This window comes from Xanthomarina sp., from assembly GCF_035306705.1.
GTDB lineage: Bacteria > Bacteroidota > Bacteroidia > Flavobacteriales > Flavobacteriaceae > Xanthomarina.
Window position 1 is genome coordinate 1 of the sequence record NZ_DATGNO010000069.1, and the last position, 19,622, is coordinate 19,622.

13 protein-coding genes are annotated in these 19,622 nt (G+C 35.8%); 10 read left to right on the forward strand and 3 right to left on the reverse strand.

Annotated elements, in window-relative coordinates:
• Positions 1 to 262: 262 nt before the first annotated feature.
• From VKY47_RS05625 to VKY47_RS05635, 3 genes are all read left to right on the forward strand, one after another.
• Positions 263 to 3,292 carry a tetratricopeptide repeat protein gene (locus VKY47_RS05625; protein ID WP_324311089.1) on the forward strand — a complete coding sequence of 1,010 codons (3,030 nt, stop codon included), beginning with the start codon at positions 263 to 265 and terminating at the stop codon, positions 3,290 to 3,292.
• Positions 3,293 to 3,396: 104 nt separating this feature from the next.
• Positions 3,397 to 5,130 (forward strand): TonB-dependent receptor, encoded by a 1,734-nt coding sequence (locus VKY47_RS05630; protein WP_324311091.1) that lies wholly within the window; start codon positions 3,397 to 3,399, stop codon positions 5,128 to 5,130.
• Positions 5,131 to 5,590: 460 nt separating this feature from the next.
• Positions 5,591 to 7,213 carry an amidohydrolase gene (locus VKY47_RS05635; RefSeq protein WP_324311093.1) on the forward strand — a complete coding sequence of 541 codons (1,623 nt, stop codon included), beginning with the start codon at positions 5,591 to 5,593 and terminating at the stop codon, positions 7,211 to 7,213.
• Positions 7,214 to 7,498: 285 nt separating this feature from the next.
• Here the strand turns inward: VKY47_RS05635 and VKY47_RS05640 are convergent, their stop codons facing one another.
• Positions 7,499 to 8,200 carry a class I SAM-dependent methyltransferase gene (locus VKY47_RS05640; RefSeq protein ID WP_324311095.1) on the reverse strand — a complete coding sequence of 234 codons (702 nt, stop codon included), beginning with the start codon at positions 8,198 to 8,200 and terminating at the stop codon, positions 7,499 to 7,501.
• Positions 8,201 to 8,538: 338 nt separating this feature from the next.
• Between VKY47_RS05640 and VKY47_RS05645 the strand changes: the two genes are divergently transcribed.
• The 3 genes from VKY47_RS05645 (at position 8,539) to VKY47_RS05655 (ending at position 10,808) form a co-directional block, all read left to right on the forward strand.
• Positions 8,539 to 9,393, forward strand: coding sequence for a sterol desaturase family protein (locus VKY47_RS05645; RefSeq protein WP_324311096.1), 855 nt, complete (start codon positions 8,539 to 8,541; stop codon positions 9,391 to 9,393).
• A 66-nt stretch (positions 9,394 to 9,459) separates the two neighbouring features.
• A complete protein-coding gene (locus tag VKY47_RS05650; RefSeq protein ID WP_324311098.1) occupies positions 9,460 to 9,819 on the forward strand; it encodes a hypothetical protein in 360 nt (119 codons plus the stop codon).
• Positions 9,820 to 10,049: 230 nt separating this feature from the next.
• Positions 10,050 to 10,808, forward strand: coding sequence for a hypothetical protein (locus VKY47_RS05655; protein ID WP_324311100.1), 759 nt, complete (start codon positions 10,050 to 10,052; stop codon positions 10,806 to 10,808).
• Here VKY47_RS05655 and VKY47_RS05660 read toward each other — a convergent pair.
• Positions 10,805 to 12,073, reverse strand: coding sequence for an exo-beta-N-acetylmuramidase NamZ family protein (locus VKY47_RS05660; protein WP_324311102.1), 1,269 nt, complete (start codon positions 12,071 to 12,073; stop codon positions 10,805 to 10,807). The genes VKY47_RS05655 and VKY47_RS05660 overlap by 4 nt on opposite strands.
• On the opposite strand from VKY47_RS05660, the gene VKY47_RS05665 reads away from it, so the two are divergent.
• The 3 genes from VKY47_RS05665 to VKY47_RS05675 all read left to right on the forward strand — a co-directional run bounded on the left by VKY47_RS05665 (position 12,074) and on the right by VKY47_RS05675 (position 17,550).
• Positions 12,074 to 13,309: an ABC transporter permease gene (locus VKY47_RS05665; RefSeq protein WP_324311104.1), complete on the forward strand. Its 1,236-nt coding sequence runs from the start codon at positions 12,074 to 12,076 to the stop codon at positions 13,307 to 13,309.
• Positions 13,310 to 13,625: 316 nt separating this feature from the next.
• Positions 13,626 to 15,050 carry a DUF1254 domain-containing protein gene (locus VKY47_RS05670; protein WP_324311106.1) on the forward strand — a complete coding sequence of 475 codons (1,425 nt, stop codon included), beginning with the start codon at positions 13,626 to 13,628 and terminating at the stop codon, positions 15,048 to 15,050.
• A gap of 37 nt (positions 15,051 to 15,087) precedes the next feature.
• The gene (locus VKY47_RS05675; protein ID WP_324311108.1) at positions 15,088 to 17,550 is read left to right on the forward strand and encodes an arylsulfatase; all 2,463 of its coding nucleotides are present in this window, start codon (positions 15,088 to 15,090) and stop codon (positions 17,548 to 17,550) included.
• A 458-nt stretch (positions 17,551 to 18,008) separates the two neighbouring features.
• On the opposite strand, the gene VKY47_RS05680 is transcribed toward VKY47_RS05675, so the two are convergent.
• Positions 18,009 to 18,761: a hypothetical protein gene (locus tag VKY47_RS05680; protein ID WP_324311109.1), complete on the reverse strand. Its 753-nt coding sequence runs from the start codon at positions 18,759 to 18,761 to the stop codon at positions 18,009 to 18,011.
• A 674-nt stretch (positions 18,762 to 19,435) separates the two neighbouring features.
• Here VKY47_RS05680 and VKY47_RS05685 point away from each other — a divergent pair.
• Positions 19,436 to 19,622: pyridoxal-phosphate dependent enzyme (locus VKY47_RS05685; protein ID WP_324311111.1), on the forward strand; the 187-nt coding region annotated here is incomplete at its 3' end.

A 19,622-nucleotide genomic window follows, 5' to 3' on the forward strand; every position in this document is an offset into this window, starting at 1 on the left:
ATAAAGTACGTTTTGCATAGTTGTTTATTAGCGTCATTATAATTACCTCCACAAAGTAAACAATTAAAGGGGGATTGGAAAAATAAAATGAAGAATTTGAAATTAAAATTTTTTAACAAAAATTCACATGTAATTCCATAAGAAAACGCACAAACTCTTTACAAAGTACAATATTTACAAGACTGTTTATAATTATAACATAATTCTAACGTTATAAAATTAAGATTGAATTATCTTTGATTTTAATTGAAAAAACGCCTCTATGAGTATCCATAAAATACTAATTTTATTTATTGCTTTTAGCATGAACTTAAATGTTTTCAGTCAGGAATCTGCCATTTATACCAATCATTTGGCCGACTATCAAAAAGCCTTGACTTTGTACGACAATCAGCAATATGCTGCTGCGCAATCCTTATTCACACAAATTCAAAAAACAGCCGAAACGGAAGTTTTGCAATCAGATTGTGCTTTCTACATTGCCAATTGTGCGGTGCGCTTAAATCAGCGAAATGCCGACCAATTAATGGAGAATTTTGTAAACGATTATCCTACAAGCACAAAAAGAAATACGGCTTATGTAGATGTTGCTGAATATTATTTTAATAATGGAAAATTTGCTTATGCCAAAAAATGGTACGATAAGGTAGATGAAAGTTCCTTGGCCCAAAATGAACGTGAAAAATTCAATTTCAATAATGGGTATGTGGCTTTTTCAACCAAAAACTTTAAAGATGCCAGAAAGTATCTAACGCGTGTCGAAAATTCTCAGAAGTATGGATCGCAAGCCAAATACTATATTGGTTTTATGGCTTATGAAAGTGATGATTATAAACAAGCCAATCAATATTTTGATCAGGTTAGCGACAACGAAAAATACCGTGAAAAACTGTCTTATTATCAAGCAGATTTAAATTTTAAATTGGGGAAATTTCAAGAAGCCATCAAATTGGCAAAAGAACAAATTCCAAATAGTGATAGAAATGAGGTTTCTGAACTCAATAAAATTATAGGTGAAAGTTATTTCAACCTTGAAAAATATGCTGAAGCCATTCCGTATTTAACCGAATATAAAGGCAGACAAGGTAAATGGAATAACACAGATTACTACCAATTGGGTTATGCACACTATAAGGAAGGGAATTATGAAAGTGCTATTTCAGAATTTAATAAAATAATTGGCGGAAATAATCCGGTAGCTCAAAACGCATATTATCATTTAGGGGAGAGTTATGTGGAATCTGGAAAAAAACTGGAAGCACTCAATGCTTTTAGAAATGCCTCACAAATGGATTTCGATCTGAAGATCCAAGAGGATGCTTGGTTGAATTACGCGAAAATTAGTTACGAGATTGGAAATCCTTATCAGTCGGCTCCACAAGTGTTGACTAGTTATTTAACCAAATATCCAAACACAGCTTATAAAGAGGAAATAGAAACACTGTTGATAGATTCTTACATTACGTCTAAAAATTATCAGGAAGCTTTAAACTTATTAAAAGGAAAAAACAGTTTTGAGAACAAGGTAGCTTATCAAAAAGTGACTTTTTATCGAGGATTGGAATTGTATGACGAAGCGAATTATCAAGAAGCTTTGAACATGTTTTCCAACTCGTTAAAAGAACCAAGGGACGCTAAGTTTACTACAAGAGCTACTTTTTGGAAGGCTGAAACAAATTATACCTTATCAAATTATGGTGAAGCATTAATTGGTTTTAAGCAGTTTCAGCAGGAAGCAAATGCTTCAACAACTCCTGAAAATAAAAACATTACTTACAACTTGGCGTACACCTATTTTAAACAGAAAAATTATCCACAAGCCATTCAAAATTACAAACAGTTTATTGCTAAGCAACCAAATGATGCCATTCGTTTAAACGATGCTTATTTACGTCTTGGTGATGCACATTTTGTATCAAGTCAATATGCCGAGGCCATCCAGGCTTATGACGAAGCTATAAAAATCAATAAAATAGATTCGGATTATGCGTTCTTTCAACAAGCAATAAGTTATGGCTATGAAGGAAAAGCTTCGAAAAAAATTACGGAATTAGAAGCTTTTATTCAGAAATACCCAAATTCTACCTTGCGTGACGACGCCATGTTTGAGCTAGGAAATTCATATGTAAAAGCCAATGAAGATGTCAAGGCTTTAAAGATGTATTCCAGACTTCAGGCGGATTACAGAATGAGCACATTTGTGCCAAGATCTCTGTTACGTCAAGGCTTGATTCATTATAACAAAAGTGATAACGAACAAGCTTTAAATACTTTTAAAGCAGTTGCCAAGGAGTATCCGGGAACTCCAGAGGCCAATCAGGCAGTTGCCACCGCACGATTGATTTATATCGATTTAGGACGTGTAAACGATTATGCCACTTGGGTAAGAACCTTGGATTATGTAGAAGTTACCGATGCCGATTTGGACAATACTACCTACGAATCTGCCGAAAAGAAATATATAGAAAACAAAACCGACGATGCTATCAAGCAATTTAATAGTTACTTAACCCAGTTTCCAAAAGGCTTAAATAATTTAAAGGCCCATTTTTATGTGGCACAATTGTATGATAAAAAAGGATTGAAAGAAAATGCTGCGCCACATTATCAATATGTTGCAGATGCACCTCCAAGCGAATTTACTGAGGAATCCTTGTCTAAAGTTTCTCAAATTTATTTGGAAAAGAAAGATTGGATTCAGGCCATTCCTGTGTTAAAACGTTTGGAGCAAGAAGCTAGCTTTCCACAGAATGTTATTTTTGCACAATCCAATTTAATGAAAGCCAACTATCAGTTAAATAAATATGCTGAAGCTGTTGCTTATGCCGAAAAGGTACTAAATCAAGGAGTAATTGATGCAAGAATAAAGAGTGATGCCAATCTTATTATTGCACGTTCCGCCATAAAAACCAAAAACGAAGAACGCGCAAAAATCGCTTATGCCGAAGTTGAAAAAACGGCCACAGGAGAAGCTGCTGCAGAAGCCTTGTATTACAATGCCTATTATAAAAATAGAGCCGGTAATTATGAAGCATCCAATGAAACGGTTCAACGTTTAGCTAAAGATTATTCCAGTTATAAATATTTTAGTGCTAAAGGTTTGGTGCTTATGGCCAAAAACTATTACCAATTGGAAGATGCCTTTCAAGCCACTTATATTCTAGAAAGCGTGATAGAAAACTTTAAAGAATTTAGTGAAGTGGTGACTCAAGCACAAGAAGATTTAAGTAAAATTAGAATTGAACAAGCCAAGACCAACGCCTCCATTTTACCAGAGGATGATGAGGATTGATTTAGTTCTCAGTTTTAAATAATCACAAACCTGCCCGTACCGAAAAGTCACGTTCGGGCGCGTCAAAAATCAGAAATCGTCAATCGTAAATAAACACATAATCTATGCGAAAGCACATTCATAAAATCATCCTTTTACTTATTAGTTTACAAGTTGGTTCCATTTGGGCTCAAGAAAGAGGAAGCGACACTTTAAAAACCGATGTTATTCAGGTAATAAAACCATATACTCCAACCATTTCAGATGCATTTAAAGTAAAGGAAATCCCAAATTTAGCCGATGATGAAACCACAGCTAAAAAGGAAATTGAATATAATATATTCTCCTTCCCAGTAGCCTCAACCTTTACGCCAGCCAAAGGAAAAGCAGCTGTTTTAGATAAAGAGAAACCAACAAAGTTTTACGATAATTATGCATCGCTTGGTTTTGGAAGTTACACCACCATTTTAGGAGAAGTTTATTTAAACCACGAGCTGAGCAAGACAGATAACGTTGGAGGCTATTTGTCTCATCATTCTTCGCAAGGAGGCATTGACGATGTGTTATTGGACGATTATTTTTACGACACCAAATTAAATGTCAATTTCTCAAGAATAGAAAGAGATTTAAGTTGGAATGTAGAGGGCGGATTTAAGCATCAGGTTTTTAATTGGTATGGTTTACCACAACCATATTACAACGAAACCTCACCTGAAGCACATTTAGGGGTTAGTCATGCTTTTTATGGAGGAAACCTAGGAGGAGACATCGTATTTCAAGACTCGTATGTTAAAAAGGCAAATGTTATGTTTAGACACTTTGGAGACGATTATGGCTCGGGAGAAAATAGATTTTCAGCCGATGTCTCAGCCGACATTCCAGTTGCGGATATAAAGATTTCAACTAAAGTGATGATCGATTTCCTTGGAGGTTCTTTCGATAGATATTATGGTTTAGATGCCGAAAATAAATATGGAAACTTTAATATTGGGTTGGCACCAACGTATAGATATACTCAAGACGATTTAACCTTGGATTTAGGTGTTTCGTTATTTTATTTAAACGATACACAAGCGAGTGAAAGTAAGTTTTATATCTATCCAAATATTACAGCGTCCTATCGTTTAGTGGACGAGGTTTTAATAGCTTATGGAGGTATCAAAGGAGGTCTGATTCAAAATAGCTACGAGAATTTTGTTGAAGAAAATAAATTTGTATCTCCAACTTTATTGATCACACCAACAGATCAACAATACCATGGTTATGTGGGGTTAAGAGGAAAAGTATCTAACAGCGTGAGTTACGATATTAAAGGAGCTTATTTCTCTGAAAAAAACAAAGCACTTTTTAAACACAACGAAATAGTATTTATTAATCCAGAAAAAAATTACCAATTCGGGAATTCGTTTTCTGTGGTATATGACGATATTTCAACGTTTAACATAGGAGGAGAGCTAAGTGTGGATGTGAACCGAAATTTCAAATTAGGTGTTAAAGCAGATTTCTTTGCTTACAGTGCGGGCAACGAAGGTGAAGCATGGAACTTACCAAGCATCACAGGTTCCTTATTTATGGATTACCAAATTGACAGAAACTGGTTTGCAGGAGCAAGCTTGTTTTATGTTGGCGAACGTAAAGACCAAGTTTATGAAAGCACCCTGCCACCAATATCTTTTACTTCAACTACATTAGATGGGTATTTCGATGCCAATGCGCATGTGGGCTACCATATTAACGATAGACTTTCGGTATTTGTGAAAGCCAATAATATTGCGAATCAAAACTACCAACGTTGGTTGAATTATCCGGTACAAAGCATTCAGATATTAGGAGGAGCTACTTATAAGTTTGACTTTTAAGCACAGTTCATTGCGAGCCTGCCTGTCGGCAGACAGGGATGTAACGACGTGGCAAACCATAAAGGTCAGTGTAGCTAATCTTTTTAATAAATCTTATCATAAATAAAAGCGCTCTAATTCAGAGCGCTTTTGTTATTTTAGAACACCTCTAAAATCTTCTAGGGGACGTGTAAACACCCCTAAAATATATTTTGTTTAGAAATTACCGAGCGTAGCTCTAAAGAGAGTTTAATTTTATTAAAGAACAATCTTCAGGGGTGTTTTAAGTCCACTAAAGAAAGCTCTAAAGATCATTCAAATCAATACTAATTTATAATTAAGGGTGTTTTCTCAAGTCCTCGAGAAGACCATAGAGTTGTTTTGCCACAATTAATTTATATTTGTAAAAATAAAATCCAAATACATCATTCATAAAATTGACAAATTCCTATTTACCAACCGTCAATCACAACCAATACTTATGAAAAAACTACTTTCCATTTTCGTTTTAATTCTTATATGTTCTTGTCAGAAAGAAAAGCAACAAGTCGATACTATTGTTATCAATGCCCAGGTATATACGGTAAATACAAACTTCGATAAAGCTGAAGCTTTTGCTATAAAAGATGGTAAGTTTTTCCAAATAGGAAGTTCAAAAGAGATACAAAACAAATTTGAAGCGGATACGATTATTGATGCCCAAGGAAAGCCAGTGTTTCCTGGATTTATAGATGCACATTGTCATTTTTACGGTTTGGGTACGAATTTGCAAAAAGTAGATCTAAGAGGAATAACCAGTTTTGATGAGGTGATGAAACGGGTGTTGGATTATCAAAATGAACGACAAACCAATTTCATTATTGGTCGTGGTTGGGATCAAAACAATTGGGAAGACAAGAATTTTCCAAATAAAAGATTGTTAGATGCTTTATTTCCAGATACACCAGTGGCATTAACCCGAATTGATGGTCATGCCTTGTTGTGCAATCAAGCAGCTTTGGATTTAGCTAAAATTACAAAAAACACCAAAGTAGAAGGCGGAGAAGTAGTTCTTGAAAATGGAGAGTTAACAGGTGTTTTAATCGATAATCCGATGGGCTTGGTGTATGATATTTTCCCGAAACCAGATAGAAAACTTCAAATAAATGCCTTATTGGATGCTCAAGATATTTGTACGGCTCTTGGTTTAACAACCGTTTCAGATGCTGGATTGGATAGACATATTATCGAACTCATAGACAGTTTACAGCAAACGGGAGATTTACAAATGAGAGTATATGCCATGATAGAAAACTCTAAAGATAATTTGGATTACTATTTACCGAAAGGTAAAATTAAAACGGACAGACTAAATGTGCAATCTGTAAAAGTTTATGCAGATGGCGCTTTAGGTTCTCGTGGAGCTGCTTTAAAAGCACCGTATTCCGATAAGGAAAATCATTTTGGCGCTATGGTAATTGGCCTGGAGGATTTTGAAGTTTTGGCTAAACGAATTGAAGCAGCCAATTTTCAAATGAATACACATGCTATTGGAGATTCTGCAAATAGTTTTGTTTTAAAAACTTACGATAAGGCTTTACACGGAAAAACCAATAGACGTTGGCGAGTAGAACATGCCCAAATTATTACAGATAACGATTTTGAGTTTTTTAAAAATAAGAACATCATTCCTTCTGTGCAGCCAACTCATGCTACCAGCGATATGTATTGGGCAGAAGACAGACTAGGCGCCGAACGAATAAAAGGGGCTTATGCCTATAAAACGCTTTTAAATGCCAGTGGAAAAGTGGCACTTGGAACCGATTTCCCAGTAGAACAAGTCAGTCCATTTTTAACTTTTTATGCGGCAGTTTCTAGACAAGATGTTGCAGGCTATCCAGAAAACGGATTTAATATGCAGGATGGTTTAACACGAGAAGAAACTTTAAAGGGGATGACTATTTGGGCAGCCTATGCCAATTTTGAAGAAGATGAAAAAGGAAGTATTGAAGTTGGAAAATTCGCCGATTTCATTATCCTCGATCAGGATCTAATGACCACCGATGTAAAGAACATTCCAAACACAAAAGTGGAGCAGACGTTTATTGGAGGAGTAAAACAATAAGTATTTGTTGTTAATATTTTTGTTGTTTAGTTGTGGATTTTTCAGATTATAACATTTTTTTTTGACACGAACCTGCCCGACTCCATCATTCCCGTCCGAACAGGAACGAGCGAGCAGGCGGGTTTCACGAATTATCACTAATTAATTATTCGTGCACCTGCCTGACACCTTCGTGTGAAAAAGTACAATAATAATTTCTCTGTGGCTTTCTGTGTAGCTCTGTGAAATAGTTATTACGCAGAGACACGCAGAGTTTTCTCGCAGAGGTTCACAGAGAAATAGTGCTTAAAAGAGTTTAGCCAAATAATCAAAATGCTCCCCATCCATTACTTTTTCGCAGTTTAAACCTACACTTTGGCAAGCAAACTCCAAGCTTTCAAAATCCAAATACAACCATTTCATAGGTTCTTCATCTTCATTCTTATAGCTTAAAAAGTAATCTAATTCCCCATAATAGTTGGCATTGGTATCTATCCAAAGGCCACCATCTTCATCTTCGTACATATATTTAATGTCTGAAGAATCAATCAAAATCTGCCCTTTTGGATTTAAAAGCGATTTTAAATGTTTCAAATAGGTAGCCACTTGAGAAAGTTCCTGAAAAATTCCTGTGCCATTCATAAGCAATAAAATGGTGTCGAAAGTTTCGGTTTCATCTAAAATATCTTTCAATTCAGCTTTTAAAACGCCACGTTTTTTTGCGACTTCAATAGCGCCCTTAGAAATATCGATGGCTTTTGTATCCAGTCCGTTTTCTTGTAAATACAAACTATGACTTCCTGCGCCGCAACCCACGTCCAAGACTTTTCCTTTAGAAAGTTGCAAGGCTTTTTGTTCCAGTTTGGGCATGTTTTTAAAGTCCCTGAAAAGATAGGGAAGAGGGAGTTCGTCTTCGTCCGAAATGTTGGTGGACGTAATGAGGTCTTCTGTATAATTATCGTTTTGATAATCTAATAGAGCTTTTCCGAATAGGTCTTTTAAATTCAAAGGCTTTTAGTGTTAAGATGGTTTTTATGGTTTTAGGGCTATTTTGAATCTCTAACCTTGGATTTCAAATCCAAAATTGAAAACCTTTCAAAACGCATCAAAGATAAACATTAGAAGAAATAAAACTTCCTAAAAAATTCTAAAAAGAAACTGGAAATCAATCATGTCCCGTTAACGGAATCTTTATTCTTTTTTGTTGCGAAAAATCCCTGAAATGCTATTGAAAACCTACGCTATTTGTCCAATGGAATTTAATAGGCTTGAAGAATTTGAAAATCTCATCAAGTCCAAATTTCAAAATCCATTCTTTTTAGTATATTTAATCAAAATTTTTGCTCTTGGAAACTATTTTTAATTATTTCGAAACCATTCCAACACTTCACAGAAGCTTATTACTTGCTGGAGGAATTACCTTATTTTGGCTCATGGAAGGGGCTTTCCCATTATTTAAGTTTTCATATAAAAAGTGGAAGCATGCGTGGCCAAACTTCTTTTTTACCACCACGACCATCCTTGTAAATTTTGGATTGGCATTTGTATTATTGTTTTCAGCCGATTGGGTAAAAGCCAATAATTTCGGGATCATTAATTGGTTGCCAAACATGCCACTTTGGTTATATGCTATTTTGGGCGTTTTATTGCTAGACTTTTTTGGAGCATATTTGGCGCATTATGTAGAGCATAAAGTAAAACCGTTATGGATGATTCATATCGTTCATCATACAGACCATCATGTAGATACCACCACCGGAAATAGACATCATCCTTTGGAAAGTGTTATTCGTTTCACTTTTACGCTAGCGGGAGTTTTTATTGTTGGAACACCCATTGCCGTTGTATTTATGTATCAATCGCTATCTGTAATTTTCACCCAATTAACGCATGCCAATATTAAAATGCCTAAAAAATTGGATAAAATAATGAGTTATTTCTTTGTGTCGCCAGACATGCACAAAATTCATCATCATTACGTATTGCCTTATACAGATTCAAATTATGGAAATATATTTTCTATTTGGGACAGACTTTTTGGGACGTACATGGAATTTGATAGAGAAAAACTGGTTTATGGGGTAGATGTTTTTCCAGACGAAGTTAAAAACAGTCAAATTAAGGAACTATTAATACAGCCTTTTCAAAATTATCAGAAACCAACCATGCTTCCAAACTCGGAAATACTAGAAGAAATATAATATCTCAGGTTTCTGGGCGTTTATTATTTTGTATTTTGCCCGCCATATAAATTTAAAGAAGACCTTTTGAAATCAATTTTATTAACGTTTAGTCTCGTAATCCTTACTAACACTGCTTTTTCTCAAGCAAGTTTTGCTACACTTGAAAAAAATAGAAATATTTTGGCTAGCAGTTTGTTTCACGAGCTTAATAAATCCAAGGATACGTTATTGTTAAGAAGTAATTCCGAAATTTCGCATGTATATTCTTTAAACTCAGAGAATGAAAAGGAAATTGATGTTTATATAAGTGAAACCGATGTAAAAATCCCTCTTTCTAAATTATCTCAAGGAAAACATGTGATTGTTGTCGATCAAACTCCAAAAAAAATCCTCTTTGTTATCCATGTTTTTGGGCATGTTTCTATGGTTGCAATAGACGATTAGGCAATTCATTTCCTAATGATTTCTTCAGTTTAAACAATTAGGGTCATCCGTTTAAAGGCTTAAAATTTAGTTGTTTAGTGCCTTGTAAAGCGCTTTATCCATTTTAGTAATTCCCTCATCGAATATCTAAATCGATTTTGTCTTCGCTTTTCATATTGTTGTATTTTTGATTTGTTCAACAAAGGATTGATTATAGCAAAAAGGAATTTGTTCAACAAAATAACAGCATTATGAAGAAGACCCCTAATTTCAAAATGTTTATGTTTTTAATGGTGGTTTTTGTAAATACATCTTATAGTCAGGATGTTGTTTATTCTGCAATTTTTAAAAATGTAAATAAAACAGCCGAAAACCTAAAACATCACTTAAATACTTCGGGAGATACCCTTTATCTAGAAAGTAAATTCGATCTTAATAGAATTGAAATTATTGGTACAGATGGCCTTAAAACTTTTGCCATTAACAACATAACAAAAGATATTAGAGTTCCTTTAAATAGCTTGCCAATGGGCGACTATACCTTTGCAGTGGTTCAAACAGAAGGTCGCGACGACACCTATATTTATACAAAAACCATAGTTTTTAAAATTTCTAGATTGTTACCAATAGATATGGATATTTCTAGAGGGATAACTCCTTTAAACGCGTCTATTTATTTGGCAGGAGGAACTATTCCAATTCTGGATCTTGCCGAAAACAAAATTATTACGGATTTTCCAGCAGCTATGGATTTGGCTAGTATGGAAGATAACAAACCAGTACATTTAGATTATACAAGTATGGAATCTTTAGTTGCCTTACAGGAAAAGGAGAATTTAGATGCGAAGCATTTAAGAACCAAAAAAATAGACAACATTCTAGAACGTAATAAACCAGCATATTCCAAGGCTTACAACATTACAGACATTCGTTCTGGAAACCAAAACATTCAGTCGCGAGCAGATTACAGAAGAAACAACTTAAGACCAAACGGTCTGCCTTACGATTAAGGGTAAATCAGATAGTTGACACGTAATTTTTTATAGCTTTCCAAATCTTTTTGCCAAGTAGCTTTAATTTCTTTTTCGCTTAATCCGGCTTCAATTTGTTGTTGCAATTTGGCCGTTCCTGCATGTTTGGTAAAGTTAGCCGTGTTAAATACCTTGCTCTTATCTGTAGCGTTTTTATAAGCTTTAATAAGCCATTTTAGCGAGACTTCACTCTGTAGTTGATCGTTTTGTAAATCTTCCCCATAACAAAGTACATCTTTATGTTTTGGGTTTTTAGCACCAAAGTTTTCTTTGGGTGTATAGCTAAAAGTGAATACATGCTTATCTAAAAATGGCGCTCCATAACGTTGAAACTGAAATTCCGTTCCTCGACCAGCATTGATGTCTGTTCCTTCAAAAAGTCCTAAACTTGGGTATAGTTTTATGGATTGATCGTTAGGCAAATTGGGTGAAGGTCTAATAGGCACACTGTAAAAAGTATCATGTGTATAATTTTTTACAGGAATAATAATTATGTCGCATGGCACTTCATTCTCTAACCATTTCTCACCATTTAACATCTGTGCAAATTCGCCTATAGTCAAACCATGAACTAAGGGAATAGGGTGCATCCCAAGAAAACTCTTGTTTTCTATTTCAAGGGTTGGACCATCAATATAATGTCCGTTTGGATTCGGCCTATCTAAAATAAGCAAGGGAATATTGGCTGCAGCACAAGTCTCCATCATATAATGCAAGGTCGAGATATACGTGTAAAAGCGAACGCCAACATCTTGTATGTCGAAAATCATAATATCAATGTCCTTCACAGCGTCCAAAGAGGCTTTCTTATTTTTTCCGTAAAGTGAAATAATGGGCAAGCCCGTTTTAATGTCTTTTCCGCTAGCTACTAATTCTCCAGCATCTACAGTGCCTCGAAAGCCATGCTCTGGTGAAAATACTTTTTTCACATCTATTTTAAGGGCCACTAAAGAATCTACTAAATGTGTATAATTGGTTTGTGCTGAATTTTTAAAAATAACACTGGTTTGATTGGCAACAATTCCTACACGTTTCCCGTTTAATAACGTTAGATAGTTTTCGGTTTGATTGGCACCAACAATTATAGAATTAGTTTTCTTCGGAATTTGAGAGTTTGGAACTCGTTCTCCCAGAGGAAGAGCTTGACTTTCACTTTTAGAACCCGAAAAGTTTCCACAGGAAATGAGTATTAAAACAAATAATAAAACTGTATTTTTGAAGTGAATTAATTTTAATTGCATCATTTGAAATTCGAATATTTTATAGCCAAACGCATTATTGATAGTAAAGCGTATAAAAGTAGTGTTTCGGCACCAATAATAAAAATTGGTATTGCGGCTATTGCTATTGGAATTATTGTAATGATGATTGCTATTGCTACTGGAATTGGACTTCAACAAAAGATACGCGAAAAAGTCGTGGCTTTTAATGGCGATATAATTATTTCTAATTTCGATAGCAACAATTCCCAAGAAAGTGGAAATCCCATATCCATGGATCAGGATTTTTATCCCGAATTTAATTCCGTGAAAGGCGTGGAACGTATTCAAGCGGTTGCCACCAAATTTGGAATTATTAGAACGGAAACAGATTTTGAAGCCATTATTTTAAAAGGTGTTGGAGCCGATTTTAATTGGAAATATTTTCAAGATTTTTTAGTAGAAGGAAGACTTCCGGATTACTCCAAGGAAAGAAACGAAGATGTTTTAATTTCTCAATATTTAGCAAATAGATTGCGCTTTAAATTAGGTGATAGTTTTACGGCTTTATTCAGAAAAGACGATCCAAACAAACCACCAAGCATGATTACCTATAATATTGTTGGGATTTATAGTTCAGGTTTTAAAGATTTTGATGAGACTTATGTGCTTGGAGATTTACGTCATTTACAGCGACTTAACCAATGGGAAAGCAATGAAGCTGGACATTTTGAGGTTTTTGTAACGGATTATAGCAAGCTAAACCAAACCTTCAATCAGGTATATCAAAATACGCCTTCCTTACTGAATGTGGTGACTGTAGAACAAAAGTTTGGCTCTATCTTCGAATGGATCAAGATTTTTGTCAAAAATATTTATGCCATTATTGGTATTATGATCTTGGTAGCTGGAATCAATATGATAACCGCTTTATTGGTTTTAGTTCTGGAACGCACACAAATGATCGGTATTTTAAAAGCCCTAGGTTCTAATAATTGGGCCATAAGAAAAATATTTTTATACAATGCCTCTTATCTCATCACACTCGGATTGATTTGGGGAAATGTTATTGGTTTAGGCTTGTTGTTCGCACAAAAATATTTAAAACTTTTCCCCTTAAACCCAGATGTGTATTATGTAACCGAAGCTCCTGTTTATATTAGTTTAAGCTATATTCTGGCATTAAACATGGGAACCTTTGTTCTGTGCTTGGTCATGTTATTGTTGCCATCCTACATCATCACTAAAATCTCTCCGGTAAAAGCGATTCGCTTTGAGTAGAAAGTCTTCAAACTAACGAAGATAAATAGTCCATGTAGTACAGGGACTTCCTATAATTCAAAAAAAAACTTTTCAAAAAAACCTTTGTTAACTCATTCTAATTCAGTAGAAAAGACTAATTTCATGGGGCTAACCCTTTGGATATGTGACTTGCCAATGAAACGCAAATAAAAACCACAATAGGAATTTACTTCAAAACATCATTAAATTAACTTTTAAAAGAGCTAAAACACGAAGCAAAATAGGGCGCGAAGCTCATTTTAACCTCAGAGATTTTTAAAGAAAAGATACCAAACCAAGCTATAAATCACTAATCATGAAAAAACCATTTTATTTACTATTCGTCCTTGTACTTGCATGTTCTTGCAATCAAAACAAAGAGAAAAAAGAAACTACAACAGAACCTATTCAGTTGCCAATAGACTCCATTCGAGCCATAGCAAAAGAAGCCTATATCTATGGCTATCCTATGGTTGATAATTATCGAATTGAACATGATTATTATGTAGATAGTACAAATTCCGAATTTAAAGCCCCTTGGAATCATATAACCAATATCGCGAATGTCTATACCCCTGCCGACACAGCTATTCAGACACCTAACTCGGACACCCCATATTCATTTCTAGGGTTAGATTTACGTGCAGAACCCATAGTGCTTTCTATGCCGGAAATTGAAGCAAATCGTTACTATAGTGTACAGTTTATTGATGCTTATACTTTTAATTTTGCTTATGTAGGAACACGTGCTACTGGAAATAAAGCGGGTAATTACCTGGTAGCTGGACCTAACTGGAATGGTGAAACTCCTGAAGGCATCGATAAAGTTATAAAATCGGAAACTGAATTTATTAATATCCTTTACCGAACCCAACTTTTTAATCCAGCGGATATTGATAATGTGAAGAAAATTCAAGCAGGCTATAAAGTACAAACATTATCGGCATTTTTAAAAACACCAACGCCTACTGCTGCGCCTGTACTTGATTTTATGCAGCCTCTAACTCCTGAATTGCAAAAATCATCTTTAGAAATGTTCCAAATTATAAATTTTCTTCTTCAATATTGCCCTACGGATCCAACGGAGGTAAAATTAATGGAACGCTTTGCTAAAATTGGAATTGGAGCAGGAAAGGACTTTGATATCTCAAAACTTTCTCCGGAAGTTAAAACAGCTTTCGAAGCAGGAATCAAAGATGCGTGGACTGTTGATTTTGAAGGGTTCAAAAAAAGAATGGATGCTGGAGAGGTAACTTCTGGAGATGTCTTTGGAACCAGAGCTTTCTTAAAAAATAATTATTTATATAGAATGGCAGCAGCAGTTCTTGGTATTTATGGAAATTCTAAGCAAGAAGCTATGTATCCGTATTATGGAGTAGATGCTGATGGCAATAAATTAGATGGTGCAAATAAATATACCTTGCATTTTCCTGAAGGCCAATTACCTCCTGTAAATGCATTCTGGTCTATAACCATGTATAAAATGCCGCAAAGTTTATTAGTTGAAAATCCTATCAATCGCTATTTATTAAATTCTCCAATGATTCCAAGTTTTGTAAAAGATAAGGATGGTGGTATTACGCTTTATATTCAAAATGAATCTCCAGGAAAAGGGAAGGTAGCCAATTGGTTACCTGCTCCTAAAGGCCCATTTGTAACTATTATGAGATTGTATTGGCCTAAAGAAGCCGCCTTAGATGGTAGCTGGAAACAACCACCTTTAACTATAGTGAAAAAATAATCACAGTTAATCAATAAGCTAAAACAGTATAAATATTATGAAAAAAAATCTATCGAAATTTTCAATAAAAATACTGTTTTTAGCAGTCTTTTTGATTGGTATTACTGTACAGGCGCAAGTGGAAACGACGGGCACCCCTGGAGCAGCAGATGCTACAACAACTATTAGTGGGAAAGAAATTCCAGCACCAGTAGCGGTGGATAAAGGTAAAGTTGGGAAGACTGTCGCCGAATCAAAAACCTGGTGGCCACCACGTGTGGTACCCAAAAAAGAAGCTCCAAACGTATTATTAATTATGACCGACGACGCAGGTTACGGTGTAAGCGGAACTTTTGGAGGCGTCATTCCAACACCAGCTTTAGATCGTATTGCGGATAACGGACTGTGTTATACACAGTTTAATTCAACGTCATTATGTTCCCCAACTCGTGCGGCCTTGCTTACTGGTCGTAACCATCACGCTGTAGGCTTTGGTGTCATTACGGAACTTTCCACAGGATATCCTGGTTACAATTCAATTATAGGGACAGACAACGGAACAATTGGACAAATCTTAAAAGGAAATGGCTATGCCACGTCTTGGTTTGGTAAAAACCATAACACGCCCTCGTTTGCTTATGGTGCGGCAGGTCCATTCGATCAATGGCCATCAGGAATGGGATTTGATTATTTCTATGGCTTCCAAGGTGGAGAAACAGATCAATACACACCTTATTTATTTCAAGACCACACCCAAATTTTTCCTTGGATAGATAAACCAGATTATAACTTATCTACAGATTTAGCCGATGAGGCCATTGGCAGAATGAAAGCGCTGCAATCTGCAGATCCAAATCAGCCCTTCTTTATTTATTACGCGCCAGGTGGTACGCACTCCCCACATCAACCCCCAAAAGAATGGATGGAAAAATTCAAAGGCAAATTTGATATGGGATGGAACGTCATGAGAGAACAAATTTTTGCAAATCAAAAACGTTTAGGGGTCATTCCTGCCAATACACAACTAACCCCTTGGCCAAAGGAACTTCCTCAATGGGAATCACTTTCAGCGGATGAGAAAAAAATGTTTGCCCGCCAAGCAGAAGTATTTGCAGCGTTTGCCGCTTATACGGATGACGAAATTGGTCGTGTCATTCAACAGGTTGAAGATATGGGCGAGTTAGAAAACACTTTAATCATTTACATTCATGGGGATAACGGAACCAGTCCAGAGGGGACACTTTTAGGAACTCCCAACCAATATGCATCTTTCAATGGCATTCTTGAAATTCCCGTAGTAGAGCAATTGAAGTTATATGATGCTTGGGGCTCACGGGAAACCTATCCGCACATGGCTGTTGGTTGGGCCTGGGCATTTGATACGCCTTTTAAATATACCAAGCAAGTGGCTTCCCATTTTGGTGGAACGCGTCAAGGTTTGGCTATTTCTTGGCCAGGTCATATTGACGATATAGGAGGAATCCGTACGCAATTTCACCACATGATCGACATCATGCCTACTATTATGGAGGCTGCAGGTGTAGCGCAACCTGAAGAGATTAATGGCATTCAGCAAAAACCAATTCAGGGTACGAGTATGGTTTATACCTTTAAAAAGGAAAATGCAAAAGCACCATCAACTCACAAAACACAATATTTCGAAATGATTGCCAATCGTGGTATTTACAGCGATGGCTGGTATGCCAATACAGTGCCTCCTCATGGACCGTGGATATTAAATGCCGAGTTTCCTCCAATCGACCAATACGAATGGGAATTGTACAACTTGAAAGAAGACTATTCTCAAAACAATAATATTGCCGCACAAAACCCAAAGAAACTCAAAGAAATGCAAGCTCTTTTTGACCAAGAGGCCACAAAGAATAATGTATATCCTTTAGATAACCGTCAGTTTGCACGCTCCATGGAGCAAAGACCGAGCGCAACAACAGGTAAAACCGTGTTTAGTTATAAAGGTGTAAATCCTGGAATCCCCGATGCAAATGCTGCAAATATTTTAGGAAGATCGTACACAATCACAACAGAGGTAACGGTACCAACAGGTGGAGGTAATGGCATGCTCGCTACAGCTGGAGGACGTTTTGGTGGATGGGGATTTTATATTCTAAAGGGTATTCCTGTTTTCAATTACAATATGTTGGGGCTTGCGCAATACCGTTGGGCAGGGAAAGAACTGCTTTCTGCAGGAAAACACACCCTTGTATATGATTATGTGTACGATGGCCCTGGAGTTGCAAAAGGAGGAACCGGAACGTTAAAGGTTGATGGCATAGTTGTGGATACACACGCGCAACCCAATTCTATTGCTTTCATCCAAGTCATGGACGAAACATTTGATGTAGGAACAGATACACGTACAGAAATAAATGCAAAAGATTATATGCTGCCTTTCGATTTTACAGGAACGATAGATAATCTGACTATTAAACTTGGGCCAACACAATTTACGCCTGCAGAGCAGAAAAAGATTCAGGAAGCCCATAATAAGGCAAATGACTAATACTATTTTATCATAGTTACCGTTAAAATAATATCAAATAACATTTTAAAAAGGACTTAAATTTTATATTTAGGTCCTTTTTTAGTTTCATAATAATTGGTTTGTAGCAAGAAACTTGGTATCAAAATGTTTAATGCTTTTTGAAATAATTAGTTTACCTCATGATTCCTTTTCAATTCTTCATGATTAATAAAAGCCTAGTCCTATTAGTCTAGTTTCTATTCTCTTTTTGTCTAAATACGTCCCTAATTAGAGCAATCCGTGTCCTCTCGAGGGAACTCTAGTAGTGCTAATATCAACCCTAGACTATAATCGTGGGTGTTTTTAGAACCTTCAAGCAACTCCGTATAAAACAATTAAGCCTGCATCCACTAATGCTTTTAAACAATCAATTTATTGTTATAAATATAAGCAAACCAGCTTTGCGCCTTAGCGTCTTTGCGAGATAAATAAAGCACTTAATTCTTAATTGAAAAAACAGAAATCCCAACACCATTCTTTGCACTCAACAAATACATCTCCCCATCAACTTCCTGATAATATCGAATCCCAAAAACCCCCAGTTCCATGCCCAATCCTGTTGGCAGACTCTGAATAGTCATACTTAAAGTATCCCCAGAAAAATCTTTAGGCAATATTAAAGTATCTGCCAAATGCAACTTATAACCCAAAGTCTTAAAATTAAAATCCAAAACTCCAAACTGCAAGGCAATATGCGTAGCCCCTGAAATAAATGAAACACGTTTCATTTGAAAATTCGGAACCGTTAATGTGTAAGTAGTCCAATCCATATCAAAACCAAAAGGTAATACCGTTTTAGGTTTACATTCTGGAGTATAAGCAAAATTTAAAAGACTTCGCTTCCCTTCATCCAATTCAAGCCCTCTAAAAACTAGACGTTGTCCACGTTTACTCACAGGATCCAAAGCTTTCAAACCAGTAAACAAAGTCATCAACCGACTATGAAATAAAGGAAACTTATGTTTAAGATAAAACGGACGAATAGCCTCTCTAAAAATCCTATTTAAATGCGAGCAATTTCCAAACTCACTATTATTCTCCCTAACCCGTACCATACTAGCTTTGGTTTTAATAGCCTCTCTAGTAAAACCACCCCCAGCAATACGGTTCACGGGCTTGCCTAATAACCGATAAAAATTAACGCCGCCAATCGTACCAATAATGGTAAACAAACTCTTATACTTTGCCATAACTTCTATTTTTAAATGAATAATTCTATCTCAATGTCTCTTAAACAAATTCCCTGTCTGCCGACAGGTAGGCAAAATCAAAATTCCAAACCCTAATTTTTTACTTAATACTTTGTACTCAATTATCAACTTCACTTCAACTTCAACTTCAATTTCAACTTCAACTTCAATTTCAATTTCATTCGGAGTTAACTCCCTCGCTACTATAAAGATACTAAATTATTTCTAAAAATGTATGTCGTGCTTATACCGTGGTTATGTCGTGGTTATGTCGTGCTTATACCGTAATAGACTTCAATGAGATCCTTATTAGATCCCAATGAGATCCCAATGAAATAGCAAGTAAATACCAACCTACCCCAGATAAATATCAATCAAGTTCTCACTTAGGTCAGTAGAAGCATGCCATAAAACTTTGTGTCCCAACATACCGGTAGGTAGGTTTGCGACCTGTCTGCCGACTAGCCTGTCCGACTGGCAGGTAGGTAGATTTGCGCGAGAAAGTAAATCCTCATGACTCATTTTCAATTCTTCATGATTAATTAAAAACCTCTCTGTGTATCTCCATGCTCCTCAGTCCAACTCTGTGAAACTTTAAAAAAACATTGGTGAACCTGCCCGCCGTTTGGTAGGTTCATGGCAAAAACTTACATTTGCAATTGAAAATTTTTAGAATGGAATACGCAAAGAATATCTTAGAAACTATAGGAAATACCCCTTTGGTTAAATTAAATAAGCTCACAGAAGATTTGCCGTGTCTGGTATTGGCAAAATACGAAACCTTTAATCCTGGAAATTCTGTAAAAGACAGAATGGCTTTAACCATGATTGAAGATGCCGAAGCAGATGGACGTTTAAAAC

Coding starts and splice junctions, on each gene's coding strand:
- VKY47_RS05625 (WP_324311089.1), top strand. CDS start 263: ATGAGTATCCATAAAATACTAATTTTATTTATTGCTTTTAGCATGAAC.
- VKY47_RS05630 (WP_324311091.1), top strand. CDS start 3,397: ATGCGAAAGCACATTCATAAAATCATCCTTTTACTTATTAGTTTACAA.
- VKY47_RS05635 (WP_324311093.1), top strand. CDS start 5,591: ATGAAAAAACTACTTTCCATTTTCGTTTTAATTCTTATATGTTCTTGT.
- VKY47_RS05655 (WP_324311100.1), top strand. CDS start 10,050: ATGAAGAAGACCCCTAATTTCAAAATGTTTATGTTTTTAATGGTGGTT.
- VKY47_RS05660 (WP_324311102.1), bottom strand. CDS start 12,073: ATGATGCAATTAAAATTAATTCACTTCAAAAATACAGTTTTATTATTT.
- VKY47_RS05670 (WP_324311106.1), top strand. CDS start 13,626: ATGAAAAAACCATTTTATTTACTATTCGTCCTTGTACTTGCATGTTCT.
- VKY47_RS05675 (WP_324311108.1), top strand. CDS start 15,088: ATGAAAAAAAATCTATCGAAATTTTCAATAAAAATACTGTTTTTAGCA.
- VKY47_RS05680 (WP_324311109.1), bottom strand. CDS start 18,761: ATGGCAAAGTATAAGAGTTTGTTTACCATTATTGGTACGATTGGCGGC.